Source organism: Proteus penneri, from assembly GCF_003144535.1.
Classification (GTDB): Bacteria; Pseudomonadota; Gammaproteobacteria; order Enterobacterales; family Enterobacteriaceae; genus Proteus; species Proteus penneri.
This window is the reverse complement of sequence record NZ_PHFJ01000009.1, coordinates 1-18482: the sequence shown is the minus strand read 5'-3', so window position 1 is coordinate 18482 and position 18482 is coordinate 1. Positions and strand designations below refer to the sequence as shown.

General features: G+C 37.8%; 13 protein-coding genes, 1 tRNA gene and 1 pseudogene. 6 read left to right on the top strand and 9 right to left on the bottom strand.

Features of this window, described 5'->3' with window-relative positions:
- Window positions 1-108 precede the first annotated feature (108 nt).
- Window positions 109-1125 (top strand): 16S rRNA (guanine(1207)-N(2))-methyltransferase RsmC, encoded by a 1017-nt coding sequence (rsmC, locus tag CUB63_RS11265; protein WP_109848052.1) that lies wholly within the window; start codon window positions 109-111, stop codon window positions 1123-1125.
- A gap of 113 nt (window positions 1126-1238) precedes the next feature.
- Window positions 1239-1325: transfer RNA gene (locus tag CUB63_RS11260), tRNA-Leu, on the top strand.
- Window positions 1326-1388: 63 nt separating this feature from the next.
- Here the strand turns inward: CUB63_RS11260 and CUB63_RS11255 are convergent.
- The 9 genes and pseudogenes from CUB63_RS11255 to serB all read right to left on the bottom strand — a co-directional run bounded on the left by CUB63_RS11255 (window position 1389) and on the right by serB (window position 12995).
- Window positions 1389-1652, bottom strand: a complete 264-nt coding sequence (locus CUB63_RS11255; protein WP_072064369.1) for a DUF1435 family protein — start codon at window positions 1650-1652, stop codon at window positions 1389-1391.
- Window positions 1653-1843: 191 nt separating this feature from the next.
- Entirely contained in the window at window positions 1844-2392 is a 549-nt protein-coding gene (locus tag CUB63_RS11250) for a GNAT family N-acetyltransferase (RefSeq protein WP_109848051.1), read from the bottom strand.
- A 2-nt stretch (window positions 2393-2394) separates the two neighbouring features.
- Window positions 2395-4026, bottom strand: coding sequence for a Na/Pi cotransporter family protein (locus CUB63_RS11245; RefSeq protein WP_109848050.1), 1632 nt, complete (start codon window positions 4024-4026; stop codon window positions 2395-2397).
- Window positions 4027-4443: 417 nt separating this feature from the next.
- A pseudogene (phoA, locus tag CUB63_RS11240) lies at window positions 4444-5884 on the bottom strand (alkaline phosphatase).
- 191 nt (window positions 5885-6075) lie between these two features.
- Window positions 6076-7623: an alpha/beta hydrolase-fold protein gene (locus CUB63_RS11235; RefSeq protein WP_232240012.1), complete on the bottom strand. Its 1548-nt coding sequence runs from the start codon at window positions 7621-7623 to the stop codon at window positions 6076-6078.
- Between the two features lie 196 nt (window positions 7624-7819).
- Window positions 7820-8959, bottom strand: a complete 1140-nt coding sequence (locus tag CUB63_RS11230) for an ElyC/SanA/YdcF family protein (RefSeq protein ID WP_006536133.1) — start codon at window positions 8957-8959, stop codon at window positions 7820-7822.
- A 372-nt stretch (window positions 8960-9331) separates the two neighbouring features.
- Window positions 9332-10576, bottom strand: coding sequence for a multifunctional transcriptional regulator/nicotinamide-nucleotide adenylyltransferase/ribosylnicotinamide kinase NadR (nadR, locus tag CUB63_RS11225; RefSeq protein ID WP_072064375.1), 1245 nt, complete (start codon window positions 10574-10576; stop codon window positions 9332-9334).
- Window positions 10577-10587: 11 nt separating this feature from the next.
- The gene (gene radA, locus CUB63_RS11220) at window positions 10588-11979 is read right to left on the bottom strand and encodes a DNA repair protein RadA (RefSeq protein ID WP_109400030.1); all 1392 of its coding nucleotides are present in this window, start codon (window positions 11977-11979) and stop codon (window positions 10588-10590) included.
- A gap of 38 nt (window positions 11980-12017) precedes the next feature.
- Window positions 12018-12995, bottom strand: coding sequence for a phosphoserine phosphatase (gene serB / locus CUB63_RS11215; RefSeq protein WP_109400031.1), 978 nt, complete (start codon window positions 12993-12995; stop codon window positions 12018-12020).
- Window positions 12996-13104: 109 nt separating this feature from the next.
- Here serB and CUB63_RS11210 point away from each other — a divergent pair, with 109 nt between their 5' ends.
- The 4 genes from CUB63_RS11210 to CUB63_RS11195 all read left to right on the top strand — a co-directional run.
- On the top strand, window positions 13105-13839 hold the full coding sequence (locus CUB63_RS11210) for a YtjB family periplasmic protein (RefSeq protein WP_109848048.1): 735 nt from the start codon (window positions 13105-13107) through the stop codon (window positions 13837-13839).
- A 225-nt stretch (window positions 13840-14064) separates the two neighbouring features.
- On the top strand, window positions 14065-15606 hold the full coding sequence (locus CUB63_RS11205) for a YjjI family glycine radical enzyme (protein WP_109848047.1): 1542 nt from the start codon (window positions 14065-14067) through the stop codon (window positions 15604-15606).
- Window positions 15578-16444, top strand: coding sequence for a YjjW family glycine radical enzyme activase (locus CUB63_RS11200; protein ID WP_109848046.1), 867 nt, complete (start codon window positions 15578-15580; stop codon window positions 16442-16444). Before CUB63_RS11205 ends, CUB63_RS11200 begins: the two co-directional genes overlap by 29 nt.
- A 152-nt stretch (window positions 16445-16596) precedes the next feature.
- Window positions 16597-18482, top strand: a 1886-nt coding sequence (locus CUB63_RS11195; RefSeq protein ID WP_157955982.1) for a hypothetical protein, incomplete at its 3' end; no start/stop codon positions are given.

The following is an 18482-nucleotide window of genomic DNA, read 5'->3' as shown; positions in this document are numbered from 1 at the left end:
GAACAACGGTACATAGTATCAGAGGGCATAAACTACGCCAATAAATAGCGTCGGTTTCTTTATATCTGATATCATGCGTCTCATGTTTTTTAAGGAGTAATAATCATAATGTCCTCACTGTCCCCTGCTAGCGAAGTTATTCTTCGTCACCTAGATCATTTCGCAGACAGGCATGTACTTATTGCAGGTGATCTTCAAGATACTTTTGCGGCGCAAATTCAGGCAAAAAGTGTCAGAGCATATACCAACCAATATCACCAGTGGCTACCATTACTAAAATCAATGGGGGATAATGCACTCTTCGGTTTAGTTGCAGATCAATCCTTTGTGAAATATTGCAATACCTTGATCTATTTTTGGCCTAAAAATAAAAACGAAGCCACTTTCCAACTGCGTAGCCTTTGCTCTAACTTACAAGTGGGTACTGAAATTTTTATCGTCGGTGAAAACCGTAGCGGTGTTAAAAGTGCCACTGAATTAATGAACGGTATCGCTAAACTTAAAAAAATAGATTCTGCACGCCGTTGTAGCTTATTTTTTGGTACTCAAACATATCAAACACTGTTTGACCGTAATAACTGGTGGCAAACCTATCGCCATGACGACTTAACCGTAATGGCATTACCGGGTGTCTTTAGCCAAAATGCATTAGATGAAGGTAGCCGTTTATTACTTTCAACTTTTGATGATGCAATGGTTGGCGATTTACTGGATATGGCATGTGGTTGTGGCGTTCTTGCTACAGTTTTAGGCAAGAAAAACCCAATGTTGAAACTCACCTTGCGTGATGTAAATGCAGCGGCAATTTCTTCCAGTATTGCGACATTAAATGTGAATGAATTAGAAGGCCGAGTGATTGCAAGTAATGTCTATTCTGCCGTTGAAGAAACTTATGATTGGATAATCTCAAACCCGCCTTTCCATGATGGTTTAGGTACAAGCTATACTGCTGCTGAAGATATTATTCGCCTTGCACCAAATTATCTGAAAAAAGGCGGTAAATTACGCATTGTAGCGAATTCGTTTATCCCTTATCCAGATATCCTGGATCATGTATTTGGCTCTCATGAAGTGCTTGCATCAACAGGTAAATTCAAAGTTTACCAAGCCACCAAGAAAGACTAATCACAAGCCCTGTTATTTATGACAGGGCTTTATTTTTCATCACCAAGATATTTATTAATAAAAAATAATTGACGCCAAAAATAATTGGCATAGAATTCGCATTCTGTCTGACTGCGAGGATGGCGGAATTGGTAGACGCGCTAGCTTCAGGTGTTAGTGTTCTTACGGACGTGGGGGTTCAAGTCCCCCTCTTCGCACCACTCAATTAACCTTCCTTTTCCTTTGATAACCCCAGTTAATAATCCTTTATTGCTCTCTATTCATTATCCAGAATATGTGACTAACAGTGTCATTAAGCTATAAGTCAACACAACACCAGCCGGGATCATCACCCACATCTGCAATTTCTTATGGAATAACATCAATGTTGATAGCAGCATTGAAACAACTAAAACTAACGTAAATGCAGATGTTCCAGCAATCGAGTGCATAATGACGGTAAGCAAAGAAGAAACAGCTAACATTTCCCATAAACTGATACGAGATGTCCAAGAAGCGACTGAAGATAAACGTGTTAATTTAGCCATAATAACTCACCATTAATGATAATGATTTTCATTATTATATACAACACCTATACTAAATCAACTTGTATAAAGAAAAAAAACGCTCTATATCCTTATTTTTTAAAAGGTTAAAGCATTTTCTAAAACATAAAAAACGCCCTCTCATTCTCACGAAAAGGCGTTTGATTTTATAATATTATTAATAAACGAAATTAAGCGTTATTTGACTTTATAAAATAAAAGACCATATGAATATCTTCTGGCTCTCTTTCATAAAGTTCAGGATCAGGAATATCAATTAAACGACACCCTAAATGCTGATAAAAATTCACACTGTTTTCAGAAGGTGTTGATGAAATATATAATCCATCCGCACCGTTTTCCTTCGCATATTCCACACAATAATCAAATAATATTCGCGCTAAGCCTTGCCCACGTTGCGGGTGGCTGACATGTAAAAAAGAGAGTTGAAGTAGACTACCATTTTTACCGCGCTTTTTCGGATCAACACTTGCCGCAGCAACCAATCGATCATGTTCAAAAACACCCCAGAAAGGCGCGCCTCGATCAAAGCTTTCAAGTAAAACTGGGGTGTAATGTTCTGCCTCACCTTCTGGCCAACCTTTCATATCAAAGCGTTGCTTTGATAAAAGTAACTTTCCTTCTTTCAATACATATAGCTTTTCAATAAGCTCCGTTCTATCAATTCCCCATACCTGCGGAATTTCATTTCTTGTTAATTGACGAATATTATTTTTCATTATTAATGATTAACCTGTTCTGATGATGATTCACTTTTTTCTAATGCGTGATAAGCCACCGCACAGAATAAGGAATTCAACCGTTTCATATCACCAAGCAAACTGGTATGCAAAGAACTGGTTTCAATGCTTTGCATATTATGCAAATGAAGACGTTCTACATGTGCAAACGAGTAACGTTGGTTGAGTAAACGGAAACGATGTTTTGCTCGACGTAACTTACGAGCATGTTCCATGTTGCCGGAAACAAATACCGACATCGCCAGATTCAGATTACTTTGCAGACGCTCAAGGAGTGTCTGTAATTCACGACGTCCTTCCTCCGATAAAAATAAGTGATGATTTAAACCTTTACTCACCACTTCAGCCGACATACGCGCAATGATAGCGGATGATTGTTGTAAATTCATCGCTGTATCAATAATTTCAGCCCAACGTCGGGAATCTTCCGTACCTAGATCATGCTGTTGAATTTGCGCCATGTACAATTTAATGCTGCTATGGAGCAACTCCACCTCTTCTTCTAACTGACTAATTTCCCTTTTCTGCTGACGATCACCTTCCATTAATGCAGTAAAACGTTGCAACATTTGTTCTACAACATCACCTAATCGTAGTGATTCTCTCACCGCATTAGCGATAGCTAAAGATGGAGTATCAATAGCAGATTGATCCAAATAACGAGGCGCAACTTCCGATCCTGTGGCTGGTAATTCCGGAATAAGTCGCTGACATAATTTTGCCATTATGCCGACAAAAGGGATCATCAATACACAGCGTGCAAGGTTATAAATAACATGAAAATAGATAACGACTTCAGCCGATGAAAATCCATATTGCTGGATTTTATTTGCAATGATGGTTATCCAAGGTAAAACCAATAATGCACCAATTAATTTAAAGAAGAGGCTTCCTAATACGACTTGGCGTGAAACAATATTTTGTCCCCGACTACTCATTAACGCAAGTAAGCCACTGCCAATATTAGAGCCAATCACAATGCATAAGCTGATATACAAAGGCATTAGCCCAGTTGCGCTCAATGTCGCGGTCAATAACACGGCCGCAAGGCTTGAATAACTCACCATGGCAAACAGAGCGCCCACTAAGAGAGCTAAAACAGTGTCTCCACTTAATGATGTAAAGATAGCTTGTACCGCACTGGCATGAGTGATTGGCTCTGCTGAGGTGACTATCAATTGCAAAGCTAAAATAATTAAGCCAAGGCCAATTCCCACTCGCCCAAGTTGCCCGACGCGCTCTTTTTTACGACTTAAAAAAGTAATCACCCCGACAAGAATAAGAAGTGGAGATAACCAAGAGAGATCAAACGTCAGCACTCGTGCCATAAGTGCCGTACCTACATCCGCACCTAACATAATAACAAGTGCAGGAGTAATCGAAATAAGTCCTTGCGTCACAAAAGAGATAACCAAAAGTGCCGTCGCATTACTGCTTTGGACTAATGCCGTTACCCCAACACCTGCAAGGAAAGCGTTGGATTTTTTATTAATACTTTTACCTAAAATTCGGCGTAAATCAGAGCCAAAGACGCGCATAATGCCTGTACGAACAATATGTGTTCCCCAGACAAGAAGCGCGACTGATGAGAGTAAATGAAGCAGTGTCAGCATAGAAATAATAACCTTATTTTTATCGTTGTTTGTTTGACTCTGTTCTCCTTCAATCTCATAAAAAGAGAAAGACCATGAGCAGATACATCTGAGAAAAGATTTTTATTGGTAATGCCTTAATAACACATAAGGTGACTAGGCAAAAAGATATTGCAACTTAAGTGCAATAATCAATGGAGAAATTGAGAATATTACATAGATTAATTTGTGAATTCTGTTAATTATAACAGAAAATGTGTCACTTTCAAAATCACCCTATAAATAACCCATTGATTTATTATCATTTTATTTTAAATAGGCTCAATTTTTAATAAAAAAACGCGACCAGAGGGTATCTCTCTAAGTCGCGCGAAAATACAACAATTTAGTAAGGCAATTCGACTACAAGTTCAGACAGACTATAAATTCAACTAGAATTTACTTCAGACCCATAGCATCACGCATTGTGAAGAACAAGTCTGTTTGGTCAGTTAACCCAACCACATTCGCAGCATGCGGGCCATAAGCAGCAACACGTAATTGCGCACCAGTATGCTCTTGAGATCCTTCTTCTGAGTTACCGTAATTCACCACCATAACCGCACCATCTTTAGTGATAAGTGCTTGTGTTAAGCCACTTGATTTCACATCAGCTTCAATAATCTGGCTTGAATGCGCATGGTCAGCGGTGACAATAATCAAAGTGTCGCCGTTTTGTTTAGCGAAATCTAAACCGATTTGTACTGCTTCATCTAACGCAACAGTTTCACCGATTTGTCCGCAAGGATTAGCATTATGATCTTGCTTATCAATAGAAGCACTTTCGACTTGTAAGAAGAAACCGTTTTCATTAGTTTTCAGTAAATCGATCGCTTTTTTAGTCATTTGTGCCAGTGTTGGCGCATTTGGATCGAGTTTAGAGTTAGGTTTGCACTCTAATGGTGGATTATTCAAATTACCATGATACGTGGCTTTTGGTCCTTCCCACGCCACAGCCATATTACCTTCATGGAATAAACCTAATACCGGCTTATCCTGATTTGCCAAAGTAATTGCATCTAACGATTTTGCATCTTTGACGATTTGATAACCACGTTCGATAGCTTGTTGCTCTAACGTTTTACCTTTGTATTCTCCCGCTGCGGCAGTTTGAGCAAAACTTTTTGCACCGCCCCCCTAATGTAACGTCTGCACGAGTCACTAATAGTTGCTCAGAGATAGAACCTTTGCCGCCATTTTCTAATGCATTAGTTGAGCATTTTTCTAAGGTTTCAACTGGACCATAGCATTTACGTCCAGTGACATGAGAAAACAGTGCGGCAGGTGTCGCATCTTGAATTTCAGATGTAGTCACGTTTCCTGTTGCCTTTCCGTTGGCTTTTGCTAATTCCAAAATGGTTTGGTGATCCTTACCAAATACATCAATCCCTAATGCACCATTATAAGTTTTCACACCAGAAGCCCATGCTGTTGCTGAGGCTGCCGAATCTGTTACATAGTTAGGTTTTTGTGTTTTTCTATCTAATGAATAGTGTGTGTATTGACCCGTTATCGGTAACGCATCGATACCTTTAAAAAAGCCACCTGCACCTTCAGCGTAGTTACGTGCAACAGTGATTTCAGAATCCCCCATACCATCACCAATAAAGAGGATCACATTTTTCGCTTGGTTATTATTTAAAGCTGCTTTTAATGCCTCAGTTTGATCTTGAGTCATACGGCGAGCACCGCCAAATTCCGTGATATTACCTTTTGCTGCGCGATCTTGTGCCAAAATTGCATCGGCAGCAACGGGAGCTGCAAAAGAAGAGAAACTCGCACCAGCCAATAGCGTTGTGACAATAACGGATAAAATAGAACGTTGGTAACGATGAGACATAGCTTTTTCCTTGCACTCTAAAGTAAAAAACAGGGTTAATGTTTTAAGTCAGGAAAAGCTTACGGCAGTTAAATGACAGAGAAATGAAGGGTAAAAGCGATTTCGATGACAACTTTATGACACCTTGATGACAAACAAAAAGCTTATACTGCGAATACGTGTATAAGCTTTTGTTATATTAAAACATATTGTTAAGGCGTGATCTTAAACTCGTCATTCTCTTGAGTTAATGCTTTTGCCCCTAAATACAGGGTTTCACACCAAGAAATATAATCATGCCCACTGGCCATTTCGAGTGATTGAACAGGATAGCCTTTTTGCTCTAAAACCTGTTTCAAGTGGCGATTATTATTTAAAATCCCGCCTTTATCACCACGACTTTCAAATAGCCCTGCTTCTAAGAAAAACTGTAATGGCTTTTTATCTGCTTGCTCAAATTGTCGAATAAGCCATTCAGGCTCTTCATTTTCAGGTGCCCACCAATAAGATCCGGACATACTCAGTACTTTACCAAAGCGATCTGGGCGATTAAATGCAACCCATGAAGACGCTAATCCACCATAACTTGAGCCTGATACAATCGTTTCTTCTGCTGATATGTGAATACCTTTCTCTTTTTCTAGCCAAACAAATAATTCATCTGCCAAGAAACGGTAAAAATCAGGATTTGGTGGTAATTCAACACTACGGCGATCGCTATCAATACTATCAACAAATAGGATCATCATCGGTGCCAATTTCCCTTCCTCTATCTGTTTATCAAAAAACTTATCAATACCATATTGGCGACGATAAATTTGACCATCAAATAATACGAGGATCCGTGGTGTTTCCATTTTTTGGGCTGGCCGGTAAAGTGCTATTTCACGATCATTATTTAAGATCTCACTGTGAAAGCGAACAATCTCTGTCTTACCCTTCATGGTTCTATCAAGAATATCAGGCAACTGGCATTCACGCTTACTGCCTAGCGACAATAAAGAAAAGTGATTATAGATATCCTCAGATTGACTTGGTGAATTTTGGGAATTAAATGGATCAGCTTGTGCCGTGGTTAAAATCGCGCGGCGTTGCTCAAAAGGCGCTGAATTTTCAATAACAGGTACATCAGGCGCTAATTTATATTGCATTAATGTGTCGTTAGGCACGATATAACTACGATACCAAATATCACTATTGGCTAAACGTGTTAACGGATCATGATTACCATCGGGTGATCCCAATAAATAAACATTCTTTTTGGCGCCTTGCCATAGAAAAGTGACTCGCTTTTTACCACTATCATAAGGCTCAATCAGAGGAGTCCCTTCCTGACGTATTTGTTGCCAAAACGCCTGAATATTTTTTTGATCAAGTTGTTTAGCGAGCGTTTGTAAACGAGGGCTAGTTAGTGCAATACCGGCATCTTTATCTAAAGGTTGATAAGGTTGTGTTGTTAGCATGAGTTGCCATGACTTCCCCTTCTCACCTTGTGCAACCAATTGATAACTAGACGTTTTAGGCAATAAAAAACGGATTTTTTGTTGTCCATCAGCGGGAACATCTTTCAATAAGCTACGAATATGAGTGCCATCTTGTGTCTCTAACCGTAGATTTTGTATGCCTTTTACGTTTAATTCAACATAACGTTCGTGCTCTAAATGAGTAGCAAAACACACTGTATTGTTATCAAACTGGCCTGTTATTTCATTACCTTCTGTTACAGATAAACAATTAGCAAAACTAGGAAAGGATGCCATTAGTGCACATATCATCAAAGGAATTCTCACTATATTATTCTCGTTATGAACTATTGTGAGAAACAATAGTAATGATAATTGTTATCATTACAATAAGTAAAAAGGTAAAATTGCTACATATCATCAAAACTATTTTTCGCATCAAATAAAAAAGCTCAAATAAATTATTTGAGCTTTTTTATAATGCAATATTAAATCAACGCTCTTCTAATGGATAACTACGGAAACTCCATAATCCTAACGCTTTTAAGCCATCACGATAAATACCCTGTATATCTGATTTACTGGCTTTTTGTAATTCCGCTAATGGCTTATCAGGTGCGACAACTGTTAGGTAAGAGATATCACTTGGGCCACTTTGCCAACTCGCGATAGTGAAAATCGCATCAGCACGACGAACATGACTACCAGAGCTAATAATCACTGCTGTTTTAATACGATGCTTGGTTAAAGCATAACGACTAAATAACGCATTTTCGACAGTTGTACGTGCGTAGTTTTCTTGGAAAATACGTTCCGGTGCAATACCGTTTTTCACCAACCAATCCGCCATTAATTTGCCTTCCGTTTGATGTGCTTTCGGCACACCTCCCGTAACGACAATCATGGCATCAGGTAATTGTTTAGCCACTTCTAAGGTTTTATTTAAGCGTTCAATTAAAATCTTATTCATTGTGCCATCGGGATTTAAGGCATAACCCAATGTCACAATCGCGTTGTTATCTTTGGTTTTATTTAGTTTTGCCAAATCTGCCGGTGTCAATTTATCACTTAAAGGCATTTTACTGACGCGGTCAATCTCTGCGAAAAAGCGATTAATCTCTTCAGCTTTAGCTGGATTTAATGATTTCAATTTATTGAAATACGCTTCACTTTCTTTGTCTTTTCCTTCAAAACGAGTCCATGAAGTGACATAAATTAGCGCATCAATATCATCAGGAGCGGCTTCTAAAATTTGTTTATAAATAGTAATCGCGCGAGGAACATCATTGTTATAGATATAAGCACTCGCGGTGCTAAATAATAAATCGAGGCGGTAAGGTTCTAATTTATAAGCTTGTTGCAGTTTTTGCGCCACAATTTCCATATTGGATGGCAATTTCCCCGTGAACCCTGCATCTGACACTCGTGCCGGAGATTTAAAGGCATCTAACGCATCTTGGATCAAGCTATCAACGGTTTGACGCTGAGAAACATATTGCTGATAACTATTATCTGGCTGATGCACTTTTTGGTAAGACAATGCAGTTGATGAAACGGTAAAACCTAAAGCAGCAATCGCTAACGAAATGACCGTTTTCTTAATACGATGTGAAACACGGGAAGGTTGCGCCATTATCTTGTCCTTTTACGAAAAATAGTCTGCTTCTTCACCTGAGCGAATGAAGATAGAGAGTGTGACTCCTCACACCTAATGGTAAAAGAAATACACACCGATAAATCTATACCTAATATTTATAATAAAGATCTCCGCATTAATTTTCAGTAACCTTTCTCACCTTATTGAAAAATAATAGCATTATTAGGTAAATAGCTTATTTGACAGATTTCTTTATGTATTTTTATCTTTTAGTAAGTAATTTTGTTCTGATAGCTCATCAGTGATAAAGAATAAAAACACTTTATTCTTTAGTAGAAAGTGAGAAGCTTGCATTTAAGTTAATTCTTTAATGTAAAAACGCCACTAATGGCGTTTTTAATCATAACGTTACTCAATATGTTTTGATTGCATCATTAATAATTCTCTGACTAATTCGACGCAACTTAAGAAGCGCTCGTCATAATCAGGTGAGTTAACTTTAATATACTCAATATTGTTTTTATCTAACATTTCCATCAGTAAAGTTTGGAAACGACGACGATCTTTATCACTGCCTAAACTACGCAAACCATCAGCTACCCATGGCGTGTTATTTTCTAGCAAGATAACTAAATCAAAACGGTATTCATCAATCAAAGCTTGAACAAAGGGGTGCTCTTTACCTTCATAACGTAAACAAAATGCCTGCGTTGTGACAAAGTCCGTATCAACAAAAGCTACTTTATTGGCATATTTAACAGCAAAATCAATATATTGAGCATGTCCCAATGCGATTTTATCGTAGTCCGAATATTGTAATGCCATCTCGTCGCCACCTAAATGAGAGAAAACATAATCGCGACCATACTCCCATGCACTGGTTGTATTGAAGATATTGGCAAGCTTATTGACTAGTGTTGATTTACCGCTAGATTCACCGCCTAAAATAGCCACGGTACGCACAAAGAAGGGTTTAACTTCTGTTGGAATATATTCCCAATATTTAAAAGGTGCTTGGCGGATTTGGCTACCACTAATATTCATAAAGGAACGTTCAGGATCAATCAATACCGTTTCAATACCCAAGAAAGCATTATATTGTTCTGAATCTTCTCGTTCACTGGTATAGATAAAATCAGGGGTTATCTGCTTTTCGTGCAAAAACGCTTTGATCCCTTCACTCCACATTTCCCAACCATGGGGTTGTGGTTCAATACCGTGCTCATCAAACTCATGAATACGAATATTTTTTTGATATTTAAAGGTTTGTAATAACCAACGTAATCTGTCACTGACTGTTGGTTGTTGTGACATCGCACTATTGATAAATAAGTTTTTATCACGAGGCTCGTCATGACACAAAATGACATGTAATTCATCCACTTGACTACAAGCGCGTTGAATTAAATAAATATGCCCTGTATGGAGTGGATAAAATTTGCCGAAAATCACACCGATGGTTTTCTTTTTCACTGGGTATTCTAACCCTAAGAATTGGTGTAACGCTGACATTTTTTGCGCACTGGGGCTCTTGATTTTATTATTAATCAATTGGCTAAGATAGCCTTTCGTCATATCACTTTCATCAGCAACTTGTTGTAATGTATATCCATTTTTTCTGATAGCCTGTTTGATATAATCAAAAGGTCCCATAATTAGCTCCTTTAGAAATCTTCTAAATCATCAAGAACAGATAATGCATCTGACAGCTTCTTCACACCATACACTTTCATATCAGGAGGATTTTTTTTCGGCATATTCGCACTCGGTACAATCGCCCGTTTAAATCCATGTTTTGCAGCTTCTGCAATACGCTCTTGTCCACTCGGTACAGGCCGAATTTCTCCCGCAAGGCCAACTTCACCAAATATCACTAAATCACGCGGTAAAGGACGATTACGAAAACTTGATACTAATGATAATAACAAGGCTAAATCAGCACTGGTTTCTGTGACTTTAACCCCTCCCACCACATTGACAAAAACGTCTTGATCAGACATTTGTAATCCGCCATGGCGATGTAAAACGGCAAGTAGAATAGCAAGACGATTTTGCTCTAATCCTACCGCCACACGGCGAGGATTTGATAGCATTGAGTGATCAACTAAGGCTTGTATCTCCACCAGCAAAGGCCTTGTTCCTTCCCATACCACCATCACAGAACTGCCTGATGTGATTTCATCTCCTCGGCTTAAAAAGATAGCAGAAGGATTACTCACTTCTCGTAATCCTTGCTCCGTCATGGCAAAAACACCTAATTCGTTAACGGCACCAAAACGGTTTTTATGACTACGTAAAGTACGGAAACGGGAGTCTGTCTCACCATCCAACATAACAGAACAGTCAATACAGTGTTCCAGTACTTTAGGCCCTGCCAATGTGCCATCTTTTGTCACATGACCTACCATAATAATGGCAACATCATTGGTTTTAGCGAAACGAGTTAAATAAGCAGCCGTTTCACGCACTTGAGCAACACTGCCCGGTGATGATTGAATATCCGCCATATGCATCACTTGAATAGAGTCAATCACCATCAATTTAGGCTTTTCTTGTGACGCAATTAAACAGATTTGCTCAATGCTGGTTTCTGACAACATATTCAGTTCTGCTGTCGGTAAACCTAATCGATGAGCGCGCATAGCAACTTGTTGTAGCGACTCTTCACCCGTGACATACAACGTTTTCATTTCAGTAGCTAAACGGCACATAGTCTGTAGTAATAAAGTACTCTTACCTGCGCCGGGACTTCCCCCGATTAAAATAGCACTTCCGGGAACAACGCCACCACCTAATACACGGTCAAACTCTTTAAATCCTGTTGAGAATCGGGGTAATGCTTCAAGGCTAATTTCCGATAGCTTTTGAACACGGCTAGCACCTTTTGCATCACCCGCAAAGCCACTGAAACGCTCGTTACGGGAAGAAGAGGTTGCGGCAAGGCGCACTTCTGTAATTGTATTCCACGCATGGCAAGCCGAGCATTGCCCTTGCCAACGAGGATAATCTGCACCACATTCATTACATACAAAGGCTCTTTTTGCTGCTTTTGCCACACTTTTCTCCCAACAATAACGATTTTAGAAAAACGCACTTAGCGCTCTTCGTGTTTTAAACCACCACTTAAAATACACATTACACCCATTAAATCAGCATGACGAATAGCGACTTTTGCTTGAGCATACACTTTCGGTTTTGCATGATATGCAATGCCAAGCCCCGCTTTTCTCAGCATTTTAAGATCGTTTGCACCATCACCAATGGCAATTGTTTGCTCTATTGGGATCTCTAAATCTTTCGCTAAACGCGCAAGCACTTGTGCCTTGTATTTCGCATCAACAATCGTGCCTTTGACTTTACCTGTCAGTTTGCCATCTTTAATTTCAAGATGATTAGCAACAGCAGCCACTAAGCGTAATTTTTGTTTTAAATTATCGGCGAAATACGTAAAGCCACCCGATGCAATAGCAATATGCCAGTCCATCGCTTGAAGTTTACGCACTAAGCTCGTTAACCCCGGCATAAGAGGTAAATCATCCATTACTTTTTGCAAGATAGAAGCATCAGCACCTTTCAGTTCAGCAACACGGAGTTTTAAGCTTTCACTAAAATCCATTTCACCTTGCATAGCGCGTTCTGTTATTGCCGCAACTTTATCACCCACTCCTGCAAGTTTGGCGATTTCATCAATACACTCAATTTGAATAGCCGTTGAATCCATATCCATCACTAAAAGTCCAGGAGAACGCAAGCGAGGGATTTCACCTAGTGGAACGACATCCAGACCACATTCATCAGATAAACGGCGAATTCTACGGGTTAGGCTGCCGGCAATACGTACCACTTGGTAATCATCAATACGCCATGAAGAAACCACCACAATTGCCACGCCTAATTTATGTTGAAACTCGCTAATTCTTTTTTTATCGAGTTCTCGTCCATAAAGTAACCACCCACTATCGCCAGCACGATAATCCAGTGGCATGACTTCTTCACCACTGAGTGATAGTGGCAGACCTGGCCATTTACGGATTTCATCCGGTAAATAGCAATAGGTCAGACTATTTGACATACTTATTCTCCTGTTTTCCCCTGTCTGAACAAAATAATCGTTATTCAGCCTATTCTATCTCTGACTCATCTGGCAACATGCACATACTTGCTTACGCAAAAGGATGAACATGCTTAAAGACAAACTAAAATTCAAACTACAAAAAACGGCGATTATACTGATTTGTATCGCACTATTGGCATTTCTTATGCAAGGCGCGTCTTATTTTAGCCGTGCTAATCAACACGCCCGTATTACTCAGTTTGAAGAGCTTGCAAAAACGCTGGCAGAACAAGTTGCGTTCTCTTTATCCACTTATTTGGATGACAGTAGCAAAGATAACGTAAATCCCCTCATTATGGCTAATTTAAATCATCTCACTCACAATAGTCGGGTACTTGATGCCAGCCTTTATTTAGAAGATGGAACACAAATAGCGCATAGTGGTGAAAATGTCACTGTTAAAGAACGATTAGCACTAGAAGGACAGAAGAGTGGCGGTTCTTTTAATCACCAACTTGTTGTTCCTGTACCGGGTAAAGATAAACCGAAGGGATTTTTAAGGCTGACATTAGATACTCACCAGTTGATCACTGAATCAAGCCAAGTCGATAACACCACTAATTTATTGCGAGTCATGCTATTAGTTGCACTTGCGATTGGATTTTTGCTTTCTCATAACCTTCTTCAGCTAACTCCCGTTCATTGGCAACAGTCTCCTTATTTATTAACAGCTAATTTACCGCCTCGTACTGAAAAAGGGGAAGATAAAGAAAGCGTGGATGAAAATGATGAAGAAAATGAATTAAAAGAGGGTGTCAAAGAGGAAAATAACGACACTGACAATAAAATAGATAAAATATAAATTCTTATTTTTTAGCAAACTATTCAGTGAGTTTAGTGAATAATTAACTAAGCTCACTTTTTTCTATTTACTTATTTAGATATATCTAATTTATGCGTATTTTTGTGCTATTTCCTTAATCTTTAAGGGGGTTTTGTTTAAAGTCACGGTAAATTCTGACCAAGTCATTAACCTAAAAAGATAAGTTTTAAATCTTTTTCTGGCTCTTTGAGTACTGAGGTGGTTATGACTGAACAATCTGTTATCCAACGTTGTCGACAAATCGTAGAAAACCCAACCCTTTCCCCGGAACAAAAACGTCATTTTCTGGCGTTAGAAGCTGAGAATATGTTGCCTTATCCGTCTCTACCTGAAGATGCAGCTAAAGCGCTTAATGAACGGGTTATCTGTGATATGTATGAAGGTCATGCCCCTTATAAACCACGTTATGTCCTGCCTGATTACGCGAAGTTTTTAGCACAGGGATCTCGCTATTTAGAACTCGAACCTGCGCAAGATTTTGACGACGCCTTAAACATGCTGACTATCCTTTATCACCATGTTCCTTCTGTAACCTCTATGCCTGTTTATTTAGGGCGTATTGATAAAATTTTACTGCCTTATGTCGGCGAGCTAACCGAAGAGCAGCTTTACCCTAAATTAAAACGCTTCTGGCGTTATCTCGATAGAACACTACCCGATGCTTTTATGCACGCCAATATTGGCCCTGAAGACTCAGTTCTTACACGTTTAATTCTTAAAGTGGATGTTGAACTTCAGCAAGTCGCACCTAATCTCACCTTTATTTATGATGCGAATTCAACACCAACAGACCTTCTTCACCAAGCCATCACCAATATTTGCCACAGCAGTAAACCTCATATTGCTAACAGTATTTTGCAAGATGCGGTATTTGGAAAAGATGAATACGGAATTGTCAGTTGTTATAACTCTCTACCGCAAAGTGGTGGCGGTAGCACTTTAGTACGGATTAACCTTAAAGAAGTCGCTAAACGTAGCCAAGATAGCCAAGATTTTCTAACTCAGGTTTTGCCATTTTATATGCAGAAACAGATAGAGATTATTGATGTACGTTGTGAATATCTCTATGAAAAATCGAACTTCTTTCAACAAAGTTTCTTAGTCGAAGAAGGTTTGATCTCACCTAATCGCTTCGCGCCCATGTTTGGTATTTATGGCATGGCAGAAGCCGTAGCACTTCTACTTGAAAAAGAAGGCAAGCAAGCTGCTTATGGTGATAATGAATCTGCCAACAAACTTAGCTATATGATCAGCGAAAAACTGGCACAATTTGTCGCTGATACACCTGTTAAATATGGTTGGAAGCATCGAGCCATGTTACATGCACAATCAGGTATTAGTTCTGATATTGGCACAACTCCTGCGACTCGCATTCCTTATGGTAAAGAGCCAGATCCTGTTACCCATTTAATGACGGTTGCTCCTCACCATCAATTTTATACCTCAGGGATCAGCGATATTTTAACCGTTGATGAAACCATCAAACAAAATCCTGATGCGTTAATGCAACTCTGCTTAGGGGCATTTTCCTCCGGATTAAGAGAATTTACTGCCAACGTAGGGGGTAATGATTTAGTGCGTGTTACTGGTTATATGGTGCGTTTATCTGATTTAAAAAAATACAAAGAAGAAGGCTCCCGCCTTAATACCACTTGGTTAGGTGATGAAGCCACAGCAAACTGTCATATCGCTGAACGTAAACCTAGAGTTATCAGTCATGAACAGCAGATGCGTTTCGATAAATAAGATACTCCCCTTCTCTTGTGTAGATGGGCCAGGCAATCGTCTGGCCATCTTCCTGCAAGGGTGTAATTTGCGGTGTAAAAATTGTCACAATCCCTACACTATGGGGATCTGTGACAGTTGCGGTGACTGCATTGCGACTTGCCCACAGCAAGCGCTTTCATTACAAAATGGTAAGATAAGTTGGAATAGTACAAGCTGTGAACAGTGTGATACCTGTATTCAACAATGCCCACGACAATCAAGCCCGATGACATTAACCTATACTGTTGATGAACTAATGGCTCTTACACGCAAATATGCAGCATTTATTAATGGTGTCACCATCAGTGGTGGTGAATCTACGTTACAACTGCCTTTTTTGATTGATTATTTTAAAGCAATCAAAGAAGCACCCGATCTGAAACACCTCTCCTGTTTAATTGATAGTAATGGCACATTATCAATTAATGGTTGGCAGAAAATTGCCCCCTATATGGATGGTGCTATGATCGATTTAAAAAGTTGGCATGAAGAATCACATATTTATTTAACCGGTCGAGGTAATCAACGTATTAAAGAATCAATTAAATGGCTCGCGAACAATAATTTACTTACAGAATTACGCCTTTTATATATTCCAGAAAAAACAGATTACTTAGAAAATATTGGATTACTTTCTCAGTTTATTAATTCACTAGGAGAATCGATATTAGTAAGAATTAATGCCTTTCATCAACATGGGGTATATGGTAAGGCGAGTAATTGGAGAACAGCACAAAAACAACACATTGATTTATTTAAAAAAGAATTAAATAAAAGAGGCATTTTCAATATTAAAACACCAAATATATATTCATAATCAAAATAAATAAAAAATTAAAATAACAACTAATAATTATAATAAACATAATTAGCAATGTATTTTAAAATAAAATCCATTTATATTGACATAAAAAGAATATCAAATTAGTCTTCAAAAAAAACCTGCCAGTATATATGGAATAATAATTTATGCTTATAAGTAAACCAAATATAAAACTATCAATTATTGCTTCAATAATAATTAACTCGTCATATAGCTATGCCGTAGACTCTCCAAAAGAATTAATCGAAACTGAAAAAAACAAATTCAAATTCGAATTTATTGATCGCCTTTCACTTAAAGATTATTCAAGTAACAAACATATTCATGGTAGAATGGAAACAAGAGATATCCCCGTAATCTTAACTTCTAAATACCAAAATACAATAATAGTTTCTGATGATAATAAAATTAATATAAGTCACGACTTAGGCAAAAGCTTTAATCCATTAGAAATAAACGGTTTTAATAATATTAAAGCGATCTCTCTTTCTGAGAATGGTCGTTACTTAACAGCTCATGGTGAACATAAAAATAATAATAGTGATATATTTTTTGTATATGATATTTATTTAAAAGAAACAACTCTATTTAACAATAAAAATAACATTAGTTACGTTATTAATGATGATTATTATCTTACGACAGAAGATGGCTTATTTAGCCTTTACTCGGAAGATAAAGACCTTTACTCACACCTTTACCCAATAAATGAAAAAAATTTTTTTATCTTTGATAATAAAAATAAAAAAACAGTTCTGCTTAGTGATATAGATAATACTGAATTAAAAAATCACATTGAAAAAAATAGATTTATTGCCTTTAATGATTTAAGTATATTCAATAATTACTCCTCAGACCAAAATCCCAATATTACGGGTATCTCGTATAGTGGAAAGTATATTTATGGTACACAACAAAGAGATAATCAAGATTCAATTAATGTTAGATTAGCTTTCATTTATGACAAAGAAAAAAACACGATTGAGTTGCTTTCAAACTCAGAGTATGGCTCATCAAAAATAAATCATTTTTCTAAAAAAAATGATATTGCCGTAGGCTGGGTAGAATCACTTGTTAAGCGCAGAGAGGAACGTAATGAGAGATTAATTCGGCAAGCTTTCATTTACAATCCAAACATTCAAAATAACGATAAATTTAAAATCCCTAGAATTAATAGTAGCATTAATTACTATAATTCAGAAGCAACAGCTATTTCAGAAAAAGGTGATTTTTTTGTTGGATGGACCGAATACGGTGATGGTGATTTAAGGGAAATAAAAGAATTACGTTTATCACAACACCCTAGAAATGCTTTTGCATACTTTATTCAAGATAATTATTCTATTTTATTACCAAATTTTAAAATTAGAAATCACGATAACAACGAAGAATCAGAAGCACACTCTATTTCTAAAGATGGTAATACTATTTTTGGGATCTCTAAAAAACAGGATGATAAGTGGTATGCGGTCGCATGGCATTTAGATAAAAAGAAAATCAACACAATAGAACAAGAAAAAGAAAAAATTAATATATTCTTAGATACTATTTTAGCGAAAAAGGATATTAAATCTGCAAAAGATCATTTTAATACAACAGAAATAAGACTAAATACAGCCCAAACGGAATATGATCGTTTTGTAGTTAATTTAAAAATTCAACTACAAGAAACAACTAAAAAATATAATGAAGCCATAGAAAATAAAAAGAAAATAGAGGAAATCATAGATAACGGAGGTGTAGAAGCTTGGAATAAACATTCCAATAAACTCCATGAATATACATCTGACATAGATTTTTATAAAACAAAACAAGATAATTTTGAAAGGGATATATCAACATCAGATAACAGCCCAATAGGGCTTAAATTACAGATTGTTAGCTATGAACACAAAAAAAATCAACAAATACTGGCTGAATTACAAAAAGATAAGCAAACCGCTAATATCGAACCGAATACAAGAGATAATATCACTGAGCAAGCGCGCTTAGACAAAGAGCAAGCCGATAAAGCTAAAGCTGAGCAAGCGCG